Source organism: Paenibacillus sp. PvR098 (assembly GCF_017833255.1).
Classification (GTDB): domain Bacteria; phylum Bacillota; class Bacilli; order Paenibacillales; family NBRC-103111; genus Paenibacillus_G.
In genome coordinates, this window is the sequence record NZ_JAFIBU010000001.1 from 4,625,525 (window position 1) to 4,645,942 (window position 20,418).

General features: G+C 50.7%; 21 protein-coding genes and 1 other annotated feature. Of the genes, 20 read left to right on the forward strand and 1 reads right to left on the reverse strand.

Annotated elements, in window-relative coordinates:
• Positions 1 to 91: 91 nt before the first annotated feature.
• Positions 92 to 1,375: a hypothetical protein gene (locus JOE45_RS22870; protein WP_210022200.1), complete on the forward strand. Its 1,284-nt coding sequence runs from the start codon at positions 92 to 94 to the stop codon at positions 1,373 to 1,375.
• A gap of 96 nt (positions 1,376 to 1,471) precedes the next feature.
• On the opposite strand, the gene JOE45_RS22875 is transcribed toward JOE45_RS22870, so the two are convergent.
• The gene (locus JOE45_RS22875) at positions 1,472 to 2,749 is read right to left on the reverse strand and encodes an N-acetylmuramoyl-L-alanine amidase (RefSeq protein WP_210022199.1); all 1,278 of its coding nucleotides are present in this window, start codon (positions 2,747 to 2,749) and stop codon (positions 1,472 to 1,474) included.
• Positions 2,750 to 2,930: 181 nt separating this feature from the next.
• On the opposite strand from JOE45_RS22875, the gene JOE45_RS22880 reads away from it, so the two are divergent.
• The 19 genes from JOE45_RS22880 (at position 2,931) to nasC (ending at position 20,418) form a co-directional block, all read left to right on the forward strand.
• On the forward strand, positions 2,931 to 3,173 hold the full coding sequence (locus tag JOE45_RS22880; RefSeq protein WP_210022198.1) for a DUF4321 domain-containing protein: 243 nt from the start codon (positions 2,931 to 2,933) through the stop codon (positions 3,171 to 3,173).
• Between the two features lie 139 nt (positions 3,174 to 3,312).
• A complete protein-coding gene (locus tag JOE45_RS22885; protein WP_210022197.1) occupies positions 3,313 to 3,924 on the forward strand; it encodes a Maf family protein in 612 nt (203 codons plus the stop codon).
• 39 nt (positions 3,925 to 3,963) lie between these two features.
• Positions 3,964 to 4,671 (forward strand): RadC family protein, encoded by a 708-nt coding sequence (gene radC, locus JOE45_RS22890; protein ID WP_210023500.1) that lies wholly within the window; start codon positions 3,964 to 3,966, stop codon positions 4,669 to 4,671.
• 282 nt (positions 4,672 to 4,953) lie between these two features.
• The gene (locus JOE45_RS22895) at positions 4,954 to 5,988 is read left to right on the forward strand and encodes a rod shape-determining protein (RefSeq protein WP_210022196.1); all 1,035 of its coding nucleotides are present in this window, start codon (positions 4,954 to 4,956) and stop codon (positions 5,986 to 5,988) included.
• 42 nt (positions 5,989 to 6,030) lie between these two features.
• Positions 6,031 to 6,888 carry a rod shape-determining protein MreC gene (mreC, locus tag JOE45_RS22900; RefSeq protein WP_348632609.1) on the forward strand — a complete coding sequence of 286 codons (858 nt, stop codon included), beginning with the start codon at positions 6,031 to 6,033 and terminating at the stop codon, positions 6,886 to 6,888.
• Positions 6,885 to 7,409, forward strand: coding sequence for a rod shape-determining protein MreD (gene mreD, locus JOE45_RS22905; protein ID WP_210022194.1), 525 nt, complete (start codon positions 6,885 to 6,887; stop codon positions 7,407 to 7,409). Before mreC ends, mreD begins: the two co-directional genes overlap by 4 nt.
• A gap of 70 nt (positions 7,410 to 7,479) precedes the next feature.
• Entirely contained in the window at positions 7,480 to 8,145 is a 666-nt protein-coding gene (minC, locus tag JOE45_RS22910) for a septum site-determining protein MinC (protein WP_210022193.1), read from the forward strand.
• 19 nt (positions 8,146 to 8,164) lie between these two features.
• Complete coding sequence (gene minD, locus JOE45_RS22915; protein WP_210022192.1) at positions 8,165 to 8,962, forward strand: septum site-determining protein MinD; 798 nt, start codon at positions 8,165 to 8,167, stop codon at positions 8,960 to 8,962.
• A 6-nt stretch (positions 8,963 to 8,968) separates the two neighbouring features.
• Complete coding sequence (locus JOE45_RS22920; protein WP_210022191.1) at positions 8,969 to 10,120, forward strand: FtsW/RodA/SpoVE family cell cycle protein; 1,152 nt, start codon at positions 8,969 to 8,971, stop codon at positions 10,118 to 10,120.
• Between the two features lie 232 nt (positions 10,121 to 10,352).
• Positions 10,353 to 11,246 carry a M23 family metallopeptidase gene (locus tag JOE45_RS22925; protein WP_210022190.1) on the forward strand — a complete coding sequence of 298 codons (894 nt, stop codon included), beginning with the start codon at positions 10,353 to 10,355 and terminating at the stop codon, positions 11,244 to 11,246.
• Positions 11,239 to 12,144 carry a M50 family metallopeptidase gene (locus JOE45_RS22930; protein WP_461479644.1) on the forward strand — a complete coding sequence of 302 codons (906 nt, stop codon included), beginning with the start codon at positions 11,239 to 11,241 and terminating at the stop codon, positions 12,142 to 12,144. The genes JOE45_RS22925 and JOE45_RS22930 overlap by 8 nt, the downstream gene beginning before the upstream one ends.
• A 36-nt stretch (positions 12,145 to 12,180) precedes the next feature.
• Entirely contained in the window at positions 12,181 to 13,419 is a 1,239-nt protein-coding gene (locus tag JOE45_RS22935; RefSeq protein WP_210022189.1) for an Rne/Rng family ribonuclease, read from the forward strand.
• 51 nt (positions 13,420 to 13,470) lie between these two features.
• Positions 13,471 to 13,558: a sequence feature (ribosomal protein L21 leader region), on the forward strand.
• An 11-nt stretch (positions 13,559 to 13,569) separates the two neighbouring features.
• Positions 13,570 to 13,881, forward strand: coding sequence for a 50S ribosomal protein L21 (rplU, locus tag JOE45_RS22940; protein WP_210022188.1), 312 nt, complete (start codon positions 13,570 to 13,572; stop codon positions 13,879 to 13,881).
• A 6-nt stretch (positions 13,882 to 13,887) separates the two neighbouring features.
• Positions 13,888 to 14,226, forward strand: a complete 339-nt coding sequence (locus tag JOE45_RS22945; protein ID WP_210022187.1) for a ribosomal-processing cysteine protease Prp — start codon at positions 13,888 to 13,890, stop codon at positions 14,224 to 14,226.
• Positions 14,227 to 14,240: 14 nt separating this feature from the next.
• A complete protein-coding gene (rpmA, locus tag JOE45_RS22950) occupies positions 14,241 to 14,552 on the forward strand; it encodes a 50S ribosomal protein L27 (protein WP_210022186.1) in 312 nt (103 codons plus the stop codon).
• Between the two features lie 203 nt (positions 14,553 to 14,755).
• On the forward strand, positions 14,756 to 15,397 hold the full coding sequence (locus JOE45_RS22955) for a Spo0B domain-containing protein (RefSeq protein ID WP_210022185.1): 642 nt from the start codon (positions 14,756 to 14,758) through the stop codon (positions 15,395 to 15,397).
• Positions 15,387 to 16,688: a GTPase ObgE gene (obgE, locus tag JOE45_RS22960; RefSeq protein ID WP_210022184.1), complete on the forward strand. Its 1,302-nt coding sequence runs from the start codon at positions 15,387 to 15,389 to the stop codon at positions 16,686 to 16,688. Before JOE45_RS22955 ends, obgE begins: the two co-directional genes overlap by 11 nt.
• A 323-nt stretch (positions 16,689 to 17,011) precedes the next feature.
• Positions 17,012 to 18,244 carry an MFS transporter gene (locus JOE45_RS22965; RefSeq protein WP_210022183.1) on the forward strand — a complete coding sequence of 411 codons (1,233 nt, stop codon included), beginning with the start codon at positions 17,012 to 17,014 and terminating at the stop codon, positions 18,242 to 18,244.
• A gap of 44 nt (positions 18,245 to 18,288) precedes the next feature.
• Positions 18,289 to 20,418, forward strand: a complete 2,130-nt coding sequence (gene nasC, locus JOE45_RS22970) for an assimilatory nitrate reductase catalytic subunit NasC (RefSeq protein ID WP_210022182.1) — start codon at positions 18,289 to 18,291, stop codon at positions 20,416 to 20,418.

Below are 20,418 nucleotides of genomic sequence, written 5' to 3' on the forward strand. Positions count from 1 at the left end.
TGTGTCGGAGGCTTGTTTATGTACAGTTCTATTTTCTCTTCAACTCTCATAGTCTAGTAATAAGATAATGGACAAGGGAGAGTTGACGCCAGTGAACAAGGCTAGGATGACGTTTCGTTTCAATGACCGGGAACAACAAGAGCAGCGGGAGAAGCGTGAACCCCAGCAGGAGAAGAAGGAACAATCTAAGGTCATTCCGCTGCATGTAGAGGAACGCCGTGTGATGGAAGAGCCGCTAGAGCAAGCAGCAGGGATTGAGAAAGAGAAGAAGAAGCGTATTGAGGTAAAGCCTCTGAACGACTACACCACGGACTTTGGAGGCTGGCAAAGCTCATTCGATACAGAGACGTATCGCATGGAAGAGACGATACCGGCATCAGACCGTACAAACAGCATGAAAGTCGATCCGGAAACCGGATATCTGGAGCTAGATCGTAAGCGCGGACGCAAGACTAACCGGGAGTATAGTGCCTATAAGACCAAAGAGTCCGTCTATTATCCCAATTCATCCGGGGGAGGCTCGTGGATGAAAATCACCGCCTCGGTAGCCGGAGCTGTCGTGACGGGCGTTGCCTTTGGTTTTTTGGTGCTGTCCATGTTCTCTGGCGAAGTCACGGATGGCGGGAAAGTCCAACCGGTGGTTGGCATTACAGCCCAGGTGCAAGAAGAGGCTAGTGTACAGGCAGGCAATAGCGGTGAAGCGAAAGCATCGGGGGGATCGACGAATGCAGGCGTGACCTCACTGGCTGTCAACCTGCCTGCAAGAACGTACACCTTCCTCCAGGGAGGCGTCTTCAGTAGTTCACAAAGCGCGGCGACGGCCGTGGCGGATTTCCGCAAGAAAGGACTGGCTGCGGCTAGCGAAGCAGGGGAGAAGTACCCCGTATTTGTAGGCATGGCTTCGAGCCGTGATGAAGCGCTTGGGCTTACACGGGAGTTTCAGCAGAGGCAGATGGAGGTCATGATCAAGTCATACGACATTCCGGCTGTATCTCAAATCAAGTGGAACGGTAACCAAAGCGATTTATTCCAAAGCTACATGAGCCAAGGAGAAAAGCTGGTACAGCAGATTAGCGCACAAACGCTCCTCCACTTAGGCGAGGAAAATCCGACTGCGCTTGATGAGAAGTCGCTGCAGGCGATCAAGTCGACGCATCAGACCTGGTCCGGAACGGCTTCGGCCGTTAGTGATGGCTTAGAGGAAGCCGGACGTACAACACTGCCAAGAATGAACAGTGCACTCAACACCGCGGTTGTATCGCTCGATGAGTATAAGAAAAACCCGTCCCATGCACTCCTCTGGGAAGCTCAGACGGCTTTGATGCAGTATCTCGTAGCTGAGAAGGAGCTTCTGAAGAGCGCTTCGGTGCAATAATAAAATAAGCTCACCTCTGATTCGCTTTGACGAATGAAAGGTGAGCTTATTTGCTTTGCTGCCAATGCACGTTTTTAAGAACCATCCGTACTTGAACTACTTGGGGCGGCTAGCCATGTATCGGTCAATCAGCGCGGCGGATTCAGCCCGCGTCATGAAACGTTCGGGTTCGAATTCTTCTGCCGTTACGCCATTAATCCAGCCAGATTGCTTCAGTGAAGCCACTGCTCCTGCCGCCCAATAATCTGCCGGCACGTCTTTGAATGGCTGCCGCGAGCCTTTCGGCAGCTGTTCCAGCGGCGCATTCGCCAGCCGCTGGAACAGCGCGGCCACCTCGGCCCTGGTCACGGGCCGGTCGGGCCGCAGCGTGCCGTCGGGGTATCCCTCCAGCACGCCAGCCTTCACCGCCCGGTTCAGGGCGGCGAAGGCCCAATGCCCCGCGTTCACGTCGCGGAACGCGGCAGCCCCTTGCGAGGTGCCGCACCCGTCCTTGCGATAGACCGCCCCGGCGACCGTGTCTTTGCCGCCGGGGCCGCAAGCGCTCCCCGCCGTCCCGGACGCCGGCAGGTCGAAGACCCGCCCGAGCATCGCCATCCATTCCGCTCTCGTCAGCAGCCGGTTCGGTTCGAATCGGTCGCCGATCCCTTCTACAACGCCCTGAGCATTCAGCCGCAAGACGGCTTCGCGGGCCCAGTGTCCCCGGGTGTCCGGGAACACCATGTTCGGCGGCATGAAAGCTTCAATGCCGCTGGCAATTCCCTGCGCCATGCTCTGGCGTACCGGATCCGACGCCAGAAGCGCCGCATCCGCTGCATTCGACAAGAACGCCGTCTCAAAAAGGATGCTCGGGATGCCGCCCATCCGAACGACATAGACCGCACTCGGTACAAGACCCCGGTTCTCCACGCCAACCGTTTTGACGAAGGAGTCCAGTACCTTCGTCGCCAGCTCCCGGCTTTGGGGAGTGAGTGCCCTCATTTCGGGACTTGCGGGATAGCTCGATTGCGGATATGCATCATCATAGTACAGCACCAACGCACCGCGTGTTCCCGGGTTCGGGAAAGAGTTCGCGTGAATCGAGACGAACAAATCCGCATGCTGCGCATTTGTAAATTCGACCCGCTCCTTCAAGGAGAGATACACATCGGAATCCCTCGACATGACCACCTCGTACCCACGCCGCACCAAGATGTCTCTGAGCTTGCGGGATATATCCAAATTGACCGTTTTCTCCTGCAACCCGTTGACGCCGATGGCGCCGGGATCATAACCTCCGTGACCGGCATCGACGACAATTTTCGCGGCAGACGCCTGTCCAGGCAGCACAAGAAGAGCAAGGGTCAAAAGCGCGGCACGCATCCAAGGCTTATGCATCCGGTTCACTCCTTTCCTTACCATTGTACAAGCTCACCTTTTCTTCTGTAATTAGGTAACATTCACCACAATTCCTTTCTAGACAAAAATCGGCGTAGCTGCTGGCAGGTATGCTATAATAGCCAGTGGCATACATAGAAAATTCGTTTCGTAATTTTTCCCGAAAGAGGTATCCTACATCTTGAAAAAGAATATGCTTACACTCATTCTCTTCCTGATTGTCGGATTGGTTGCCGGAACGCTGGTTGGCCAGCTTCTTGCTCCATATCCGGGATTGTCGTTCCTGACCAAGTCGGTGGAATTAACCTGGCAGCCTAAAGCTGATCTGCTAGTGATCCGATACGATTTGAACCTGTATATCCGTCTGAATTTGATCAGTATCGCGGGCTTGGCTCTCGGATTCTGGCTGCACCGCCGACTGTAGGCCGGCAGCTTGTCCGCTTCCCGGGAAGGAAGCGGACATCCGGGTGCGAATAAGCGAGATGATAGATGTGGCTCTGACTTACAGTCGGTGATCCTAGGATCGGGACATGATATAAAAATTCGAAATGAGGGAACGTTTTATGACGTTAACTACTACCAAACCATTGATTTTGGCCTCTTCTTCGCCACGGCGGCAGGAGTTAATCCGTTCCTTGCAGCTTCCCTACCAAATTATCGTCAGTGATGTGGATGAAACGACGGAGCCAGGACTTACCCCAGAACAAATTGTGGAGCAGCTATCCGGTCGCAAAGCGTCGGCAGTATACGAACGTTGTAAAGCGGATTTGCAGGAGCTCCCGGAGGGTATTATCATCGGTTCGGATACGATCGTCGTATTGAACGAAGAGATTCTCGGCAAGCCCAAGGACGAAGCGGACGCTTTTCGTATGTTGAAGTCCTTGCAGGGAAGAGAGCATCACGTATACAGCGGCGTCGCCTGTATCGATTTGCAGACCGGGGTGCAGCATGTGGCCCATCAAAGAACGGCCGTATGGATGAAGGAACTCACGGATGAACGCATTCGTCGTTATATGGCAACGGGCGAGCCGATGGACAAGGCCGGATCGTATGCGATTCAAGGACTCGGCGCCACGATTGTGGAGAGAATCGAGGGCGATTATTTTAACGTCGTGGGGCTCCCGATGTCGCTTCTTTCAGACATGCTTGAGCGTTTCTCGGTTGCTGTCTTTTGAGAGGGTGTCGTGTTATAATGAATGCTCGTACAAGACCACATGAAAGAGGGGAATGCATTGGAATCGCTCAATTATACATTGCGCGATGTCCCTAACGAAGAACGACCTAGAGAGCGCATGATACAGTATGGGGCTCAAGCATTAAGCAATGCGGAGCTGCTTGCGATATTGCTCAGAACGGGTACGTTTCAGGAATCGGCTGTCCATGTCGCTCAGCGATTATTGAGGGAAAGCGGCGGACTCCGGAAACTATCAGATATGAGCATGGAGCAGTTCACCGAAATCAAGGGCATCGGCGCAGCCAAAGCACTGCAGATTCAAGCCGGTATCGAGCTGGGACGCAGGATGGCCAGAAGCGCTATGAACGAAACGGTGATCATTCGATCTCCGCAGGATGTGGCGTCGCTTTTGATGGAGGATTTGCGCTATTTGCAAAAAGAGCATTTTGTTTGTCTGTTTCTGAACACCAAAAATCATGTGATCGGGCAGGAGACATTGTCGATGGGCAGTCTGAATGCGTCTATCGTGCATCCTCGCGAGGTGTTTCGCGCGGCCATTAAGCGCAGCAGCGCTTCGATCGTATGTGCACACAATCACCCCAGCGGCGATCCCACACCGAGTCCTGAGGATGTCCAGATAACCAAACGTCTTGTACAGGCGGGAGATATCGTTGGTATCGACGTGTTGGATCACATCGTGATCGGCGATCAGCGCTTCGTCAGTTTGAAGGAGCTTGGAATGATGTAATATAATAAGAAAAGCTTCTGATCGAAGTCTAATTGTTGAAGATTTGTTTGTGCTGCAGCCGGAGCTTTTCTGAAAGCATCAGAAAGCGGGTCTTCCGGTTTAAACTCAGGTGTTCTGATGGTTTGTAACCGCCAAATTACGGACTTAGATGGGCTTATATAAGGAGTTACGCTTCGTTGCAAGGCGGTACGTCCGAGTAAGCAGCTAAAATCCGTTATTTAATCAAAATGAAAACTAATTCCGCGGAATGCGCGTCTTTAAATAGAGAAGGGAGCACCAACCATGTTCGGAGGATTCACTAAAGATCTGGGGATTGACCTGGGGACTGCAAATACATTGGTTTATGTCAAAGGAAAAGGTATTGTTGTTCGCGAGCCTTCCGTCGTGGCAATTCGAACCGATACGAAAACCATTGAAGCGGTAGGAAACGATGCGAAGAAGATGATCGGTCGTACGCCGGGAAACATTCGTGCCATCCGTCCGATGAAGGATGGGGTTATTGCCGATTTTGATACTACTTCTACGATGATCAAATACTTCATTCGTCAAGCGCAAAAGCAGCGCTTTCTGTTTCAGCGCCATCCCAGTGTGATGGTGTGCGTTCCGTCCGGGATTACCGCGGTCGAGAAACGTGCGGTGGAGGATGCGACGCGGCAGGCGGGAGCTCGTGACGCCTACACGATCGAGGAGCCGTTCGCCGCTGCGATCGGCGCCGATTTGCCGGTGTGGGAGCCAACCGGCAGTATGGTGGTCGATATTGGCGGAGGGACGACGGAAGTGGCCGTCATTTCCCTTGGAGGTATTGTAACTAGCCGCTCCATTCGGGTGGCGGGGGATGAAATGGACGATGCGATCATACATTACATCAAACGCACGTACAATCTGATGATTGGGGAGCGGACGGCGGAGCAAATCAAGATGGAGATCGGCTCTGCATTGCCGATGGATCCGCCAGCAAGATTTGAGATCCGCGGCCGCGATTTGGTGAGTGGTCTTCCCAAAACGATGTCTGTCACCTCGGATGAAATTTCCGAAGCGCTTGCCGATACGGTGTATAGTATCTTGGATGCCGTAAAGGTAACGCTTGAGAAATGTCCACCGGAGCTTGCGGCCGATATTATGGACCGGGGGATTGTGCTTACGGGTGGCGGCGGCATGCTTCGCAATCTGGACAAGCTGCTTGCCAACGAGACTGGCATGCCAGTGATTGTGGCCGATAACGCGCTCGATTGCGTAGCGATCGGCACAGGGCGGGCGCTTGATAACATTCACTTGTTTAAGACGAGATCTGGTCTCGCCGTCAAAGCTCGGCGCTAAAATTACAGCCTCTCATGTTGGAAGGTGTAAGCATTGAGATTATTGGGAAATAAGAGGTTGCTCTTGCTGATGCTTGGCCTTATCTGCTTTATTGCACTGATGGGTCTTACGTTCGGGCAGCGAAATTATAATACATGGCCTGAGAGATTTTTGAAGGATACGATTTCTTGGACCCAGGGACTGATCTACAAGCCCGTCGGAGCCATTGTTGGTTTATTTCAAGATGTCGGGCAGCTTAGCACCATTTATGAGGAAAATCAGGTGCTGCGGCAGACATTGACCAAGTACGCCCGTGACACGACTCGATTGAACGACCTCGAGCTGCAGAACAAACGGCTGCAGGATGCACTCGGCTTTACCGAGCGGCAAAAGCAAATGAACGATTATAAATTCCGCATGGCCGAGGTCGTTTATTTTAATCAGGGCAACAAGATGATGACCGTCAATCTTGGGGAAAAGGACGGAATCAGGCCAAATATGGCTGTCATGTCGGTGGAAGGCCTGATCGGCAGGGTGGTCAGCGTATCTTCTTTTTATTCTGACGTACAGCTGCTTACCGGGATTGACGATAAAGCGTCACTGGAGTCCAAAGCCATCTCTGTCACGGTGAAGGGTAAGGAGAACGAATCGTTCGGCTTTATCGAGACTTTCGACTCCGATTCGCAGACGCTGCTAATGACCAAAATCGATCCTAAGGATCCGCTTCAGCCTGGTGATACGATCATTACTTCCGGTAGAGGTCTCGTATTCCCTCGGGGCATCGAAGTGGGGCAGGTCGTCGAGAAAAAGCAGGGTGAGTTTGGCATCACCTACGTGGCCAGCATACAGCCATTCGCATCGTTCAATCATCTTCGCGAAGTATTCGTCGTTGAAGTGCCGGAGCTGGGTGAGTCGTCATGAATCATACAAAGCTTTGGTTGATTTTGGGTGTTCTGTTTTTGCTTGAAAGCACCTTGATGCCTTGGTTGATACCACCTGCATGGCAAACGAAGGTTTATGTCGTTCCGCACTTTATGCTGGTTATTGTTCTTTATATCGGTCTGTATATTCATCGCCACACGGCGCTTACGTTCGGACTTATTTTCGGCATACTGCAGGATTTCATTCATCATTCGCCTATGCTTGGCCCGGTTTCGTTCGGACTTGGTTTAGCCGGTTATTTTGCTGGTCTTATGCAGGGGCGGGTCTATTCCAGCATCGTGATCAGTATGCTTGTGATCGGTTTGGGAAATTTGTTTTACGATTCGGTCATTTTTGGCTTGTATCGTTTGTTCCGCGTTATTCATACGGATTTCCAATGGGTATTCTTTTATCAAATGCTGCCCAGCATGCTGATTAACCTGCTGTTTGCGCTGGCTGTTTATGTTCCGGTACGGAAGCTGTTTGAGGGACTTCCGCAGAAACAGGCGGAGGAAGAATAATTTTCTGTGCCGGAGCAGGAGAACGCCTGTGCCTAGCCGAATTGTATAGGCTTAGGGGGTAAGAGCGGTTATGGCTGCAAAGAAACATCATGTAACGATAAAAGGAGTAAAAGACGGGCTCGTATTTTTGCTCGACGATACCTGCGAGTTCTCAGATGTAATAGCGGAACTAAAGCATAAGCTTGAAAAAACGCATCAACAAATTTTGACCGGACCGATCATTCATGTGCATGTGAAGCTGGGAAGCCGTGTGGTAACGGAAGAGCAGAAAGATGAAGTGCGCAGTATCATCAGCTGTAGAGGCAACCTGCTAGTTCAATCCGTAGAAACGAAGGATTCTTCGAATGAACGGGCTGAACCTGAATCTGGTGATGTCAAAATGGTAAAAGGAATGGTTCGATCGGGACAGACGCTGTCGCATGAAGGAAATATCTTGTTCTTAGGGGACGTAAACCCGGGCGGAAGCATCTCAAGCTCGGGAAGCATATACATTATGGGCTCTTTACGCGGTATGGCACATGCGGGGATGGACGGGAATGAGCAGGCTGTTATTGCAGCCTCTCATATGCGGCCTACACAGCTCAGAATCGCCGGGATCATCAGCCGTCCTCCGGACGAGTGGAACCTTAGCGATAGTTTTGACGCTTATATGGAATTCGCTTATGTGAAAGACGGTAAAATGGAAATTGACAAAATCCATCACTTGTACAAGTTCGGGTTATTTGGGCGCATTTGAAGGATAAGGAGTGGAACCAATGGGAGACGCAATCGTTATTACTTCAGGCAAGGGGGGCGTCGGGAAAACGACGACATCCGCCAATATCGGGACGGCTTTGGCGCTGCATGGGAAGAAGGTCGTGATGGTGGATACGGACATCGGTCTCCGTAACCTGGACGTAGTCATGGGGCTTGAAAACCGGATTATTTACGATTTGATCGATGTGGCTGAAGGCCGCTGTCGTTTGCCGCAAGCCTTGGTGAAGGACAAGCGGTTTGACGAACTGTATATGCTGCCTGCTGCGCAAACGAAGGATAAGCATGCGATATCGCCAGACGCGGTACGACAGATCGTGCTTGATCTGAAGCGGGATTTTGATTATGTGATTATCGATTGTCCTGCAGGCATTGAGCAAGGCTTCAAGAACGCAGTGGCGGGTGCCGACAAAGCGATCGTTGTGACTACGCCGGAGAACGCCGCCGTTCGGGACGCCGACCGAATCATCGGGCTTCTTGAGAGAGAGCCCAATGTCGAGTCGCCGAAGCTTGTCATTAATCGGATTCGCCCGAATATGGTCAAAAAAGGTGAGATGCTTGATGTCGATGAAATTTGCTCCGTGCTGGCCATCGACCTCTTGGGCATCGTGCCTGACGACGAATATGTCATTAAGGCGGCCAATATCGGGGAGCCTACAGTCATGAATCCGAATTCTCGCGCCGCTATTGCCTACAGGAACATTGCGCGCCGCATTCTCGGAGATTCCGTGCCGCTGATGCTTATGGAAGAGAAGACGGGCGTCTTCACCAAAATGAAAAAGTTTCTTGGAATAGGATGACGCAAGGTGCTGCACAAACTCAAAAAAATAGATTTCTCCATCGTGCTTATCCTTTTTTCATTCATGGTCATCAGTACGCTCCTGCTTTACAGCGCGACGAGATATAACCACACTGACGTATTTGACCCTACAAAACTGACGGTAATCTATGTCATTTCGCTCATTGCCTTTTTCTTTATGACCGTTCTGGATTATCGCTTGTTAACGAAAATCTGGTATTATTTATATGGCGTCGGAGTGCTCCTTCTGATTGCCGTTTATTTCTTTGGTGCGAGAATTAACGGAGCAAGAGGTTGGTTCAAGCTTCCGTTTGGGCTTGATTTTCAGCCGGTCGAGCTTGTGAAGATCATTCTGATCATCAGTTTGGCGGCGTTTATGGCTCGTAACAGAGGCGAGACGCTGGGACTGGTGCGGGATCTCATCCCGATCTTCCTTCTTGGCATTCTGCCCATCGGCTTGGTCGTCATGCAACCAGACATAGGTAATGCTATTATTTTGGGTGTTATTCTGATCGGCATGATTTGGATCGGCAACATCCGCTGGACTCATGGCATTATTGGCGCTGTCTCGATCGTTGGGTTTGCCTATTTGTTTTTGTTTTTATTTAAAATATATCATGATCCTTTGAAGGCATTTCTTGTGGCTAGAGAGATACCGACGCACTGGATGCCAAGGATTCTTACCTTAATTGACCCGTCCTCAGCTACTAGTGACGCTAAGTATCACGTGGACAATGCGATTCGAGCCATCGGCTCCGGAGCTTTGGTTGGAGAAAGCTATTTACAGGGCACATCGATACATAGCGGATTTATTCCCGTTGCCTATACGGATTCTATCTTTGTAGTCGTCGGGGAAGAGTTTGGTTTTGTCGGATCATCGATTTTGCTGCTGATGTACTTTGTCCTGATTTATCGCATGATTTTGATTTCCATTTATTGCAACAATTATGCAGGTTCCTATATGATTATAGGGATTGTCTCGATGCTGGTTTATCAAGTGTTCCAGAACATTGGTATGATGATCGGCATTATGCCCCTTACGGGGATTACGCTACCCTTCATCAGCTACGGAGGCACTTCGCTGCTGATTAATATGGTGGCGATGGGTCTGGTCATGAGCATACGGCTGCATGACGATAAGCTGTTGGATGAGGAGTAGCGCGGCTTCTTTTGGAGCCGGTTCGAGCATAAGCATAAAAATAAGTGAAGAGGACCTAACGGTATGTATTTCCGTCGGGTCCTTTTTTTATTCGTTTGCCTGGGAGCCTGGCCAAACGTTTTACGCACATACCTGAAAAGTTTAAGTGACGGAGGATTTGCACTCGTATATTTGCAGGTACAAGCTCATAGGATGGAATAGGCAAGCTCTAGCGGCAAGGAGGAGATTGGGAATGGAAACGAGGAAAAACGTTCGCGAGCGGCGAATGGAAAAAATCCGAAAGCTTCAGGAAGGCGTGCCGCGCCGTAAGCATTGGGAGCCGGACGTTTCTCATATGGAATTTCCGGCCGGCCGGGGCTATTATGAGACGGAATGGGATAGAGGCCGGGCAGAGCGATTAGAACCTGATCTACGGCAGGATCCCGAGGTGGAATGGAACCGCAAGCTGCAGCGGGATTGGTCTCGACATGAACGTTCCGACTACAATGACAACGGAGGCTTTTCGTCGGATCCCCGGACAAGCCGTTTGGCGGCAAAAATCATGATCAGTGGTGTTTTGTTTGCTTTGGTATGGGGTATGTTTCAAATGGAGCATCCGTTGGCTAATAAAGGGAAGCAAGTGGTATCAGGCGTACTGACGGAATCATTCGACATCGCCTTGCTCTCTGCTTGGTATGAGAATACGTTCGAAGGGGTCCCGTCATTCCTTCCTGCGTTAGGTTCTTCAAAACATCAGGATGCGGAAAAGGTAGCCGCCGTTTCTAAGCATTACTTCCCGCCTGTTCAAGGGAAAATGATCGCCGCTTTTACTCCCATTCAAGGAGGTGTACTCGTAGAGGTGCCGCCGGGCGCTCCGGTATCTGCTTTAGACACAGGCTTGGTAGCTTTTGCGGGCACAAAGGAGGATACGGGGTTTACGGTCGTTATTCGGCATTCGGCAGGCCTGGAATCGATTTACGGGCAGCTGGAGCAGGGAAGTGTAAGGGTCGGCGATTGGATCAAAGGAGGAGAAACGCTAGGGACGGTAGCTCAGCCGCCGCAGGGACATGTAACAGGTACGTTTTATTTTGCCGTTTCAAAGAACGGCAAGCCTGTCGATCCGACGGACGTGGTACCTTTTGACTAAACCGAAGTTATCGTCATGGAATGTCTGGTATGGGGTCAAATACCGCTTTCATCCGCTGTTTTCCATTATGCTGCTATTCTCCGTGCTGACGGGCTATTTTATTGAAACGGCCACCCTGTTCGGTATCGTGTTTATTCATGAAATGGGCCACGTCGTTGCCGCCAAAAGCTTCGGTTGGCGTGTGAAGGAGGTACAGCTTCTTCCCTTCGGCGGTGTGGCGGTAGTGGAGGAGCCAGGTGGTGTCCCCGTGGTCCAAGAGCTGGTCGTCGCCTTGGCCGGACCGCTGCAAAACCTCTGGATGATGCTGGTCGCTTGTGGGCTTATCGCCCTTGGCTTGCTTCCTCCGGAGTGGGGAGCGTATTTTGTACAAGCGAATCTGCTTATTGCCCTCTTTAATCTCCTGCCAGTGATGCCGCTGGACGGGGGCAAGGTCATGCAGACGGCGATCGGTTTATGGCTGCCTTACCAGAAAACGCTGCAGGTCGCGGCCATCGTGAGCTTTCTACTCAGCGTGATGTTGATCGGCGCCGCTACCGTTCATTTGTTCTCGGAGCAAGGCGGCATTCAGCTCAATTGGCTGATGATCGGGTTGTTCTTATGCTTCTCAAATTGGTATGATTTACGGGGACTCCCTTACCGATTTATGAGGTTTTTGGTTTACAGGGAAGCCCGGTTTAAAAAGGCATGGTCCGACGGGGCGCTCGCCGGCCCGATTGTGGTCCACGGACAGCGCAAAGTGGGGGACGTGGTGCGTCTGTTTATGCGCGACCGATATCATTTGATTTATGTGCTTGACGATCAAGGGTACATCAGCCATGTGCTACCCGAACGTATGCTGCTCGATTCTTATTTTGATGAGGCAAAAAGAGGATGGTCGGTTTCTGAGCTTTTCGTCTAAGTAATATGGTACAATAAGGCCGAGGTGTTGCTGGACATGAAACGGATATGGGTAAATTGCGATGACGTGCATACCGAGGTCGCCGTTCAGGAGAGCGGCAAGCTCATGGAATATTATAAAGGGAAACGGAATCAAGGGCAGCTTGCCGGCAACATTTATATCGGACGGGTTGTTCGGGTGCTGCAGGGCATGCAGTCGGCCTTTGTGGATGTAGGGCTTGAGAGGAACGGTTTTTTATATATTGACGATTTGCTGCCGGCTCATCTGGAAAAACAGCCGAAAGAAAAACCGTCCATTCATGATTTGGTCAAGGAAGGACAGCAAATTATGGTACAAGTCGTCAAGGAGCCTGTCGGGAACAAAGGCGCCCGGTTGACGACGCACTACTCCATTCCGGGACGCTATGGGGTATATATGCCTCATGCTGATTATATCGGTGTCTCACGCAAGATTGAAAGCGTTACGGACAGGGAACGGCTGAAACGGATGGCAGAGCGCTACTTGCAGCCCGGCGAAGGTTTTATCGTCCGGACGGCAGCCCTCAGTGAAACGGAGGAAGCGCTTGCGGCTGATCTGGTCGAGCTGCGCGGACACTATCGGCAGCTAGAGGAAGCTGCCAAGCTGAACGTACCGGCACCGCGTTTACTCTACAGTGATTTGGAGATGCTACCCAGACTCATTCGCGATTTGTTCCGAGGTGATGTTCAAGAGCTCATTGTCGACTCGGAGCAGACGCTACTGGAAATTCGTGGATTGATTCCCGCTGGTTCTTCAGGGCTTGCGGACAGAGTGAAGCTGCAGACAGTAACGGATTCGTCAATCGCAAACGCTATCGCCAAGCAGCTGGAGAACGGGTTGAGACGGAAGGTATGGCTTGATAATGGCGGGTATTTGATTATAGACCAGACAGAGGCGTTAACGGTATTTGATGTAAACACAGGGAAGTACACCGGAACCATCGATTTGGAGCGCACCGTGTTCGACACCAACATGGAGGCGGCAAGGGAAATCGCCCGGCTTCTGCGTCTTAGAGATATCGGCGGACTTATCGTCATTGATTTTATAGATATGGAAACGGAAAATTTCCGACAGGCCGTGCTGGAAGAGCTCAATAGGGAAACGAGAAAGGACCGCACCAAAACCGTTGTTGTCGGTTGGACCAAGCTTGGGCTTGTGGAGCTGACTCGGAAAAAGGTTCGAAACAGTAAGGAAACGACAGCGCCGGAGCCATGTTCGGCTTGTGGCGGCAGTGGGTTTGCCGATCTCGGAAAATAGGCATTGCATTGAGACATCATTATGTGATAAGATGTTTCAGTATGTTGCTATAACATGCTGTAACCGCGCGAAGCGGGTTTTTAAGCGTAGGACCTGTAGAGGTCTTAACACCTGGCTTTAGGCGAGTCTGAGACATGAGGAGGTGCAACAATGTTCGCAATTATTGAAACAGGTGGGAAGCAGTACAAAGTTCAGGAAGGCGATGTCGTATACATCGAGAAACTGAATGCAGGTGAAGGCGAAGCGGTTAAATTTGACCGCGTGCTGGCTGTATCCAAAGAAAGCGGTTTGGTGGTTGGTGTTCCGGTAGTTTCCGGCGCTTCCGTTTCCGGTAAAGTGGAGAAGCACGGCAAAGGCGAGAAAGTCATCGTTTATAAATACAAAGCGAAGAAAAACTATCGCCGTAAGCAAGGCCATCGTCAGCCTTACACGAAAGTTGTAATCGAGAAGATCGAGGCGTAAGAAACCATGATTCGGATCGAGATTTATCGGGGACAGGACAGACGGATTGAACGATTCAGCGTGGAAGGTCATGCAGAGTACGACGAGCCGGGCAAAGATATTGTCTGTGCCGGTGTATCTGCCGTTACCGTTGGCGCAGTGAATGCCGTTGAAACTTTAACGGGACAAGTACTGGGTGCCGACATGGAGCATGGATTGCTTCTGGTAACCATTCCGAAAAAGCTGGAAACGGAAAGTGACGCAAAGGTGCAGCTGCTGTTGGAAGGTATGGTAGTCATGCTGCAAACCATAGAACAATCGTATGGCGCATATATAGCAATGCAAGATAACATATCATTGAAGTAAGGAGGTAGACAGACATGTTGCAATTAAATCTTCAGTTGTTTGCATCCAAAAAGGGTGTAGGTTCCACGAAGAACGGCCGTGACAGTATCGCGAAGCGTCTTGGCGTGAAGCGTGCCGACGGGCAGAAGGTAACGGCGGGTAGCATCTTGGTGCGTCAACGCGGAACGAAAATTCACCCGGGCAACAATGTGGGTATCGGTTCTGACGATACGCTTTTTGCAAAGGTTGAAGGCGTTGTGAAATTCGAACGTCTTGGCCGTGACCGCAAGAAAGTGAGCGTCTACCCTGTAACGGTTGCTCCGGTAGCCGCTGCGGTAGAAGTGTAATTTACCCATCAACGACCAACCCTGGCGATCGATGTTCGCCGGGGTTTTTCTGCTTATGAATCGGATTGGCTGCGAGAAGGACTTGTGCCCTATGGCTGTTTATGTTGGTTAAACGGGTGTAAATAGGGGAATGATATAAGTCTGATATTCAGCATGATATACTGTATGGATGAAGGACGAACCGGAAACGGAGAGATAAAGGAATGACATTGAAAGGACAAGGCCGTACCTCTAAACCCGATCCCTTGAATGACAATCCGGACCTGCGTATACTTCGATTGTTTAACCACTACCGTCACGATTGGATGAACGATATTCAAATTCTAATGGGGTACGTGCAGTTAAAAAAGTATGATAAATTATCGTCGTTAATGGAGAAAATAAAAGATAAAGTGCAGCAGGAAAGTTATGTATCCAAGCTGGGGATTCCTCATCTGATCATACATTTGCTGACTTTTCAGGCCGAGGTGAAGGAGCTTACGCTTGACATTCGGCTGCGCGAAGAGGTTCACCTGTACGAGTTGGAGCATCCGGAGGCGTCTGCAGAGGATGTTATTGCAGTTCTTGATGCTTTCAAGGAAGAGGCGGGGGAATCGACGGAAGATCAAAACTTGCTTGAGCTTCACCTTAACCGTGAAGAAGATCGACTGCTGCTAATAGCAGTGTACGAAGGTGCCTATGTCAACGAACGCATGGTGCGCAAGGAAGCGGAGCTGAACGCCACGCGACTGGCCGGAGGCGATTCGAAGCTTGAGACGAAGTATGAAGAACGTAAGGTTATTTGGAGACTTCAATGGTCCTACGCGGATGTGATACATAAAGAGGGTGACTGTGATGTTTGTTGATAAAGCCAAGATTTATGTGAAGGGCGGCGACGGAGGCGACGGTTTGGTCGCGTTCCGAAGGGAGAAGTATGTTCCGGAAGGCGGGCCTGCAGGCGGCGACGGAGGCGATGGCGGGGACGTCATTTTTCGGGTCGATGAGGGACTGCGTACCCTGGTTGATTTCCGCTACCAAAAGCACTTTAAAGCACAACGTGGCGAAAAGGGTCGTAATAAAAGCCAACACGGAGCTAATGCGGACGATATGATCGTACGTGTGCCGCCGGGCACGGTCGTTGTTGATGATGATACGCAGGAAATCATTGCTGATTTGACGCGGCATGGTCAAGAGGTTGTCATTGCCAAGGGCGGTCGCGGAGGCCGTGGGAATACCCGCTTTGCAACGGCGAATAACACAGCTCCTGGGATTGCTGAGAACGGCGAAGAAGGCGTAGAGCGTTGGGTTGTGCTTGAGCTTAAGGTGATGGCGGATGTAGGCTTGGTAGGCTTCCCGAGTGTCGGTAAGTCAACGCTGCTGTCTGTTGTATCGGGGGCGAGGCCGAAGATCGGAGCGTACCATTTTACGACACTTACGCCAAACCTGGGAGTTGTGGAGGTTGGTGACGGGCGGAGTTTCGTCATGGCGGACTTGCCTGGCTTAATCGAAGGGGCACACGAAGGTGTCGGTCTGGGTCACGAATTTTTGCGACATGTCGAAAGAACACGGATCATCGTACATGTAGTGGATATGGCTGGTATAGAAGGTCGCGATCCATTCGAGGATTGGGAGAAAATCAACGACGAGCTTAAATTGTATAACGCCAAGATGGAGGAACGGCCACAGATCGTGGCGGCCAACAAAATGGACATGCCTGGTGCGGAGGAGTATCTGGCTGAGTTTAAGCAGCGGCTTGCGGAAACAGGTCGTGACATTGCGATTTATCCGATCTCTGCCATAGCTAAGAGCGGTGTGCAGGAACTGTTATACAAGGTAGCTGACCTGTTAGAGACGATTCCTGAAATGCCGTTAGTGGAAGAATTGACTGACTTATCGGAGCGTAAGGTGTATCGTTTGGAGACGGAAGAAGGGGAAGACTTTACCATTCGCCGGGACAATGAAGCCTTCGTTATTGAAAGTCCGAGCATAGAAAAGCTGATTAAGCGGACCAACTTTAGCACTCATGAAGCCGTCATGCGTTTTGCACGGATTCTGAGGAAGAAAGGGATCGACGCAGCACTTCGCAAACGCGGTGCCAAAGATGGTCAAATAATCCGAATTGGTGATTTTGAATTTGAATTCGTGGAGCATGAATAGAAATGATCGATAATAAAGAGGTTTCCTTGAATACCCATCTTACATGTTAAATACATGTTAGGTGGGTGCTTTTTTGTCTATGTATTTGTTATCTTAAATACGAACAATACAATAAAATGTTATATTAAATATTCGTAAATAATTATAAATATGTGATAAAATAAGAATTATTGAAATACTTGTAAAGAAAAACATGAACTTTTTTTCAATAAACCTATTGAACTTTATGTTTTTGGATTGTATATTATAAACATGTGATTATTCCTAACATAAACTGGACAAAAAGAGAACGAACAAGTTAAAATTATGGGAGGTAGAGTGGAGTGGATGTAAAAAACTTTCGTAAGGCAGGTCATTTCCCTAGTTTATTGTCATCTTTTCTCTATTTTGATGTTAGTTTTATGATTTGGGTTCTTTGCGGCGCGCTTTCGCTGTACATTACTAAGGATTTTAATCTGACGGATGCCCAGAAAGCGACGATGGTAGCCATTCCGACGCTTGGAGGATCGTTGTTCCGGATTCCAATGGGTATTCTAGCTGACCGGATCGGTTCCCGTAAAGCAGGAATGATCGGAATGGTGCTGACGATCATTCCGCTTCTGTGGGGATGGCTTGGCGGCACGAGCCTGAGCCAATTGCAGGCTCTAGGCTTTCTGTTGGGTATTGCCGGGGCCAGCTTTGCCGTATCGCTCTCTCTGGCCAGCCGCTGGTATCCGCCTCAATATCAAGGGCTTGCGATGGGAATCGCAGGAGCAGGCAACAGCGGTACAGCATTGGCAACCTTTTTCGGACCGCAGCTGGCGGCGGCGTACGGTTGGCACAACGTATTCGGTTTAGCCATTATTCCGCTCATTCTCGTACTGATCGCCTTCGCGTTGATGGCAAAGGACAGCCCGAATCAGCCGGCACCTAAGAAGCTTACTGACTATTTTGCAACCTTCAAATATGTGGATACTTGGTGGTTTTGTATCTTCTATGCAGTCACATTCGGCGGTTTCGTCGGATTCGCCAGCTATTTCAGTATTTTCTTCTACGATGTCTACGGCGATCAAACGGTACAGGGCGGAATTACGAGAGTGGAAGTCGGATATCTTGTTACAATAACCGTCATCGCCGGCAGTTTCTTCCGGCCGATCGGAGGCTATATTGCGGATCGCATTGGCGGCATGCGTTTCATGATGGTGTTATACTCCGGAGTGGTTCTATGTGCTTTTGCTATCTCGATGATGCCGAGCTCTTTTATGGTCATGCTGATATTAACCAGTGTTATGATGGCATGTCTGGGTATGGGAAATGGTTCATTATTTCAGATCGTACCTCAGCGCTTCCCTAAAGAAATCGGAGTGGTGACAGGCATTATTGGTGCAGCGGGCGGTTTCGGCGGGTTTTTGCTGCCCAATAACATATTGGGGCCGTTAAAGCAGGCGACAGGTACACACGTGACAGGCTTTATCGTAGTAGCTTCCATCGTACTGGTAGTTACGCTTGTGTTTTACGCAGTGACGCGCAGCTGGCGGAAGTCTTGGGCTAGGGCAGATTCCGGAGTGAATTTCTAATCAGACCATAATTTAGGTACACGATAAGGGTGTGTGAATATACGATGAGCGAATTTCTGAAGCATTTTCAAAAGCAGCAGGCTGCTTTGGCATCCAGAGAAAAAACGATCAAAACCGAGTGCCCTTACTGCAGCGTGCAGTGCACGATGAATCTGCATGAGGAAAAGTCGATCATGGTAAGCCGCTATTCCGTTACTCCTAACAAAGAAGATCCGGTAACGGACGGAAGGCTTTGCGTCAAAGGGTTGAACGCACACGTTCATGCGACTCACGACCGGAGGCTTCGATACCCGATGATCCGGATCGGAGGAACGCTCAGTCCGGTATCCTGGGATCAAGCGCTTGAGAGGATTAAAGCGGAAATTGAAGGCGTAAGGCAGCAGTACGGTAATGATGCGATTGGCGTCTATGGCGGCGGCTCTTTATCCAATGAAGAAGGTTATTTGCTGGGGAAATTCGCGCGAATCGCACTCAAGACCAAATATATCGATTACAATGGCCGCTTCTGCATGTCGGCGGCTGCTGGAGCGGCGAACCTTACCTTCGGCGTCGACCGTGGGCTGACAAATCCGCTGTCGGAGGTGCCGCTGGCCAAATGCATTATTCTGGCAGGCACCAATATTGCCGAATGCCAGCCGACGATCATGCAGCACTTTCGCAAGGCAAGGCAGGAAGGCTGTAAAATTATCGTGATCGATCCGCGGGAAACGGCAACCTGCTCCATTGCGGATCTTCATCTCAAGGTCAAGCCCGGCTACGATGCAACCCTTGTGAGCGGTATGCTCAAGGTAATTGTGGAGGAGGGCTATGTCGATCAATCTTTCGTCGAGCAGCGGACAAACGGGTTTGCAGAGCTTGTTGATCATGTGAAGCAAGTATCCTTGGCCGAGGTTGCCGCGCTTACAGGGGTTCATCCTCAGCTGATTGTCGATGCGGCCCGAATGTATGGGCAGGCGGAGACGGGGATGGTGTTCACGGCGCGGGGCGTCGAGCAGCATGCCAGTGGAGTCGCTAACGTAAGGAATTTCCTCAATCTGGTGCTTTTGACCGGGAAAATCGGAAAGCCAGGCTGCGGGTATGGAGCGATTACCGGACAGGCAAACGGTCAAGGCGGACGCGAGCACGGTCAGAAGGCCGATCAGCTTCCTGGGTATCGGTTGATCGAAAATCCCGAACACCGGACATACATCGCTAAGGTGTGGGGAATTCCCGAAGAAGAGCTGCCCCGCCAAGGGGTATCTGCCTATGAGATGATGGAGGCAATTGACAGGGGAGAGATCAAAGGCTTGATTGTTCTTGCTTCCAATCCGATCGTATCGAATCCGAACAGTCATCTGGTGGAACGGGCGCTGAAAAAGCTTAAATTTCTACTCGTCATCGATCTGTTCGAGTCGGAAACGGCGCGTCTTGCGCATATGCTGCTGCCGGGCTCCTCTTATCTGGAGGATGAAGGCACGATTACGCAGCTGGAAGGCCGTGTGATGGTACGGCGGGCAATCAAGCCGCTGCCCGGTAAAGCTCGATTAGATTGGAGAATCCTCTGTGATATTGCAGAGGTTCTCGGTAAAGGACATTATTTCCGTTATGATAGCGCCGAGGATATTTTTAACGAGCTGAGATTGGCCTCCAAAGGGGGCAAAGCGGATTATTACGGGATGACCTATGATCGTATCGAGAAGGAGCTCGGGATGTTCTGGCCTTGTCCGGAGGAGACACATCTAGGAACGCCGAGGATGTTCGAGCAGCGATTCGGCCACGAAGACGGCCGAGCCCGGCTCGAACCCATCGAGCATCAGAATCCAAAGGAAGTGTCCAGCAAGAAATATCCTTTCCTGCTGACGACCGGCCGCGTGCTGCAGCACTACTTATCCGGTGTGCAAACCCGAAATACGTCAGAGCTGAACTCTAAGTATCCCGAGCCGCTCTTGGAGATTCATCCGCAAGCGGCGGGGGAGATCGGTCTTATCCATGGGGGTCACGCTAAGGTGACCTCGAAGAGGGGGGTGATCCGGCTCAAAGTGAAATACTCAGCCAAAATCCGTCAGGACACGGTGTTCGTCGCCTTTCATTGGGGTGATGATCTGAGCATCAACCGGCTCACCAATCCGGCACTTGATCCGACCTGCCGCATGCCGGAGTTCAAAGTATGTGCGGTGAACATTATGCCGGGCTAA